The sequence below is a fragment of the Cupriavidus alkaliphilus genome, from assembly GCF_900094595.1.
GTDB lineage: Bacteria > Pseudomonadota > Gammaproteobacteria > Burkholderiales > Burkholderiaceae > Cupriavidus > Cupriavidus alkaliphilus.
This window is the reverse complement of record NZ_FMAD01000026.1, coordinates 1-4,770: the sequence shown is the minus strand read 5'-3', so window position 1 is coordinate 4,770 and position 4,770 is coordinate 1. Positions and strand designations below refer to the sequence as shown.

The 4,770-nt window shown below is 66.1% G+C and carries 4 protein-coding genes and 1 rRNA gene; all 5 read left to right on the top strand.

What is annotated here, in order from left to right; genetic code table 11:
- Positions 1-450 (top strand): acyl-CoA carboxylase biotin carboxyl carrier protein subunit (locus GA0116996_RS27820; protein WP_341845136.1); only part of this gene is annotated, 450 nt, incomplete at its 5' end.
- A gap of 62 nt (positions 451-512) precedes the next feature.
- Positions 513-1,118, top strand: a complete 606-nt coding sequence (locus GA0116996_RS27815) for a glutathione S-transferase family protein (protein ID WP_092318351.1) — start codon at positions 513-515, stop codon at positions 1,116-1,118.
- Positions 1,119-1,297: 179 nt separating this feature from the next.
- Positions 1,298-1,789, top strand: a complete 492-nt coding sequence (locus tag GA0116996_RS27810; RefSeq protein ID WP_092318348.1) for a VOC family protein — start codon at positions 1,298-1,300, stop codon at positions 1,787-1,789.
- An 85-nt stretch (positions 1,790-1,874) separates the two neighbouring features.
- A complete protein-coding gene (locus GA0116996_RS27805) occupies positions 1,875-4,238 on the top strand; it encodes a DNA polymerase II (protein ID WP_092318345.1) in 2,364 nt (787 codons plus the stop codon).
- A gap of 449 nt (positions 4,239-4,687) precedes the next feature.
- Positions 4,688-4,770 (top strand): 16S ribosomal RNA (locus GA0116996_RS27800); the annotation flags it as partial.

Below are 4,770 nucleotides of genomic sequence, written 5' to 3'. Positions count from 1 at the left end.
CTGGACGTGAAGCTGGACAGCAATGCACGCGGCAGCACGCTGATCTACGCCGACCAGGCCGCGCCCTTTGCCTATACCTGCCAGGCCGACGACCTTCGCGTCAACCTCGGCACGCGGCGCGCGCACGGACAGGTCCACCTGGATGGCGACGAGTTCCACGTGTTCCACGGCGGCCGCCACGCCACCCTGGCCTGGCTCGATCCGCTCGCGCATGCCGGCGAGGCCGAAGGAGAGGGCGGCAAGCTGACCGCGCCGATGCCGGGCAAGGTCATCGCCGTGATGGTCGAGGCCGGCAGCACGGTCGCGCGCGGCGCGCCGCTGCTGGTGATGGAGGCGATGAAGATGGAACACACCATCTGCGCCCCCGCCGACGGTGTCGTCAGCGAGGTGCTCTACGGCATCGGCGAGCAGGTCGCCGAAGGCGCGCAACTGCTCGCGTTCAGCGACTGACCGCGCCGGGTCGGTGCTATCCTGCTGCCTCGAATCCATTGGGCCGAGGCCGGGAGGAACGTATGACCATGACGCTTTACTACAACCCCCAGAGCCGCGCGTCGGTGGCGCGCTGGATGCTGGAGGAGGTTGGCGCCGACTACGCGTTGCAGCACATCGATATCGCCAAGGGGGAAAGCCGGGAGCCGGCTTTCCTGGCGATCAATCCGATGGGCAAGATTCCCACGCTGGTGCTGGATGACGGCACCGTGCTGACCGAGAACGGCGCGATCATCGCCTGGCTCGCCGATGCCTATCCGAAAGCCGGGCTGATGCCGCCGCCGGGCTCGTCCGCGCGCGGCACGGTGCTGCGGTGGCTGTTCTTCTGCGGCAGCTGCTTCGAGCCGGCGCTGACCGACCGCATGATGCGTGCCCAGGCGCCGCTGCCCAAGCAGACCGTCGGCTGGGGCGACTACGACGAAGTCATCGACGCCATCGAGAAAGCCCTTTCCCCGGGACCCTTCGTGCTCGGCGACAGCTTCAGCGCCGCCGATGTCTATCTGGGCGCGTCGCTGGCTTGGGCGGGACAGTTCGGTGCGCCGCGCATTCGCGAAAGCCGCTGCATCCAGGACTACGTCGAGCGCATCACCGCACGCGATGCCTTCGTGCGCGCCGCCAAAGGCCAGTGAAGCCGCCGTGCCTTCGGGGCTGCATGCCGGCGGGCTTCCGGTCCATGTGACGCCGCCACGGCCTGCATTGCCCCCCGGAGTATGAGACATTGGAGTCCCGGCCAGCGGCGCCGGTCGCATTGGCACGCTGGTCCACCCGGCGCCGGATTTCCGGCGCCGTGCCTTCAAGGAGACGCAACATGCCGAGCAAGAACACGATCTGCTTGTGGTACGACCGCGATGCGCTGGAGGCGGCGAATTTCTATGCCAAGACCATTCCCGACAGCGCGGTCGGCGCCGTGATGCGCGCACCGGGCGACTATCCGGATGGCAAGGAGGGCGATGTGCTGACGGTCGAGTTCACTGTCGCCGGCATTCCGTGTGTCGGGTTGAACGGAGGGCCGCACTTCAAGCACAGCGAGGCCTTCTCGTTCCAGATCGCGACCGACGACCAGGCCGAGACCGACCGGCTCTGGGACGCCATTGTCAGCAACGGTGGCCAGGAAAGCGAATGCGGCTGGTGCAAGGACCGATGGGGCCTGTCGTGGCAGATCACGCCGCGCGCACTGCTGGCGGCGGTCACCGACCCGGACCGCGCCGCGGCCAAGCGCGCGTTCGATGCGATGATGACGATGCGCAAGATCGACATCGCCACCATCGAGGCAGCGCGGCGGGGCGCAGCGCCGGGTTGATGCAGCCCCGGGTTGACGGGATGCGCGACGCCAGCCGGCCCGCATCCACCGGCAGCAAGCGCATTTCCATTCCTGATCCTGTAACGTGGCACTTCAGCAAGGCTTCATCCTGACGCGGCACTGGCGCGATACGCCAGGCGGGACCGAAGTCGAATTCTGGCTGGCGACGGATGACGGGCCGCGCCGGCTGCGGCTGGCGCCGCAGCCATCGGTTGCCTTTGTGCCGCAGGTGCAGCGCGAGCGTGCCGAGGCACTGCTGTCGCGCGAGCGCGGGGTCGAGCTGCGCCCGCTGGCGCTGCGCGATTTCCAGCGCAGGCCCGTGCTGGGGCTGTACTGCGCCCAGCACCGGCAGCTGATCCAGCTCGCCAGGACGCTGCGCGATGCCGGCGTCGACGTGTATGAAGCCGATATCCGCCCGCCGGAGCGCTACCTGATGGAGCGCTTTATCACCGCGCCGGTGTGGTTCGACGGCGAGCCGGATGGCGCCGGCGTGCTGCGCAACGCGCAGATGAAGCCGTCGGCCGACTACCGGCCGGCGCTGCGCCTGGTGTCGCTCGATATCGAAACCAGCGCGTCGGGCGAGCTCTATTCGATCGCGCTCGAAGGGTGCGGTCAGCGCCAGGTTTACGTGCTTGGGCCGGCGCCGCAAACGCCCGTCGACGTCGATTTCTCGCTGACCTACTGCGCCACCCGGCCCGAATTGCTGCACCGGCTTAACCAGTGGCTGGCCGACCACGATCCCGATGCGATCATTGGCTGGAACCTGGTGCAGTTCGACCTGCGCGTGTTGCAGGAGCAGGCGCGCCGGTTCCAGGTGCCACTGCGGCTGGGGCGCGGCGGCACCGAAATGGAATGGCGAGAGCACAACGTGCAGCAGCACTTCTTCGCCAGCGCGCCGGGGCGCCTGATCCTCGACGGCATCGAGGCGCTGCGCTCCGCGACGTGGAGCTTTCCGTCGTTCAGCCTCGAAGCGGTGGCGCAGGCGCTGCTCGGCGAGGGCAAGGCAATCGACAATCCGTACGACCGCATGGACGCCATCGACCGCATGTTTGCCCATGACAAGCCGGCGCTGGCGCGCTATAACCTGCGCGACTGCGAACTTGTGACGCGGATCTTCGGCAAGGCCGAGCTGTTGCCGTTCCTGCTCGAGCGCGCCACCGTCACGGGCTTGCCGGCCGACCGCAGCGGCGGTTCGGTGGCGGCATTCACGCATCTCTACATGCCGCTGATGCATCGCCAGGGCCTGGTCGCGCCCAACCTCGGCGAGAAAGCGCCCGAGGCCAGCCCGGGGGGCTTCGTCATGGATTCGCGCCCCGGGTTGTATGAATCCGTGCTGGTGCTGGACTACAAGAGCCTGTACCCGTCGATCATCCGGACCTTCCTGATCGATCCGGTCGGCCTGGTCGAAGGGCTGGCGCATCCGGACGATGCCGATACGGTGCCGGGGTTCCGCGGGGCGCGCTTTTCGCGGACGAAACATTGCCTGCCGGCCATCGTGGCACGGGTGTGGCAAGGCCGCGAGGCCGCCAAGCGCGACGGCAACAAGCCGCTGGCGCAGGCGCTCAAGATCATCATGAACGCGTTCTACGGGGTGCTCGGCTCCAGCGGCTGCCGCTTCTTCGACGCGCGGCTGGCGTCGTCGATCACCATGCGCGGGCACGAGATCATGCGGCAGACCCGTGCGCTGATCGAGGCGCGCGGCTACGAGGTGATCTACGGCGACACCGACTCTACCTTCGTCTGGCTGCGCCGCGCGCGCACGGAAGCCGACGCCGCGCAGATCGGGCACAGCCTGGTTGCCTATGTCAACGATTGGTGGCGCGACCACCTGTGGCAGGCCTATGGGCTGGAGAGCGCGCTGGAGTTGCAGTTCGAGACGCACTTCCGGCGCTTCCTGATGCCGACCATCCGCGGCGCCGAGCTGGGCAGCAAGAAGCGCTACGCCGGCCAGGTGGAGCGTCCCGACGGCACGCGCGAGATGGTGTTCAAGGGGCTGGAGACGGTGCGCACCGACTGGTCGCCGCTGGCGCAGGGCTTCCAGCAGACGCTCTACGAAAAGGTCTTCAACCGCGAGCCATATGCGGACTATGTGCGCGACATCGTGCGCCGCACCCTGGCCGGCGAACTCGACTCCGAGCTGGTCTACCGCAAGCGGCTGCGGCGCCGGCTCGAAGAGTACCAGCGCAACGTGCCGCCGCATGTGCGCGCCGCGCGACTTGCCGACGACTATAACGCGCGCCACGGCAGGCCGCGCCAGTACCAGCACGGCGGCTGGATCAGCTACGTGATGACCGTGGCCGGCCCCGAGCCGCTCGAAGCGCGGTCGGCGCCGATCGACTATGCCCATTATGTGACCCGGCAACTGCAACCGATTGCCGACGCGATCCTGCCGTTTCTGGACGATGAGTTCGAGACGCTGTTGTCGGGGCAGATGGCGCTGTTTCCGTAAGTGCCGCAACCGGCTCTTTCCTTATTCTCGAGAAAAGTGCTTGCCAGGCCGACGCCGAAGGTATTAAGATTCGCCCCCTCGTTGGCAAGGCATCGCGCAACGGGAAAGGAACGGCGCGCAAGAATTAACTCGAAAGAGGGCGTGCAGCGCAATAAAGAATTTTTCGAAACCAGTTGCTTAATCGAAAAAAACTCTTTAAAGTCTCGTTCCTCGCTGCTGACAACGCAGCGCGCTGAACGGCAAAGCCGGGCGGCGAAGTTCTTTAACAAACAAACAACCGATAAGTGTGGGCGCTTGATAGCGGATGCGAAAGACTTCGGTCTTTTAGCTTAAAAGTTATCAGTGCTCGCACAGCAAAACGTGACTGGGTCTTCGGATCTGGTCAGTCAGTTTTCTGAGAGTGAGCGACCGCTCGAAAGAGCGAGGTTCTTCGGAACCACACAGAGATTGAACTGAAGAGTTTGATCCTGGCTCAGATTGAACGCTGGCGGCATGCCTTACACATGCAAGTCGAACGGCAGCGCGGGCTTCG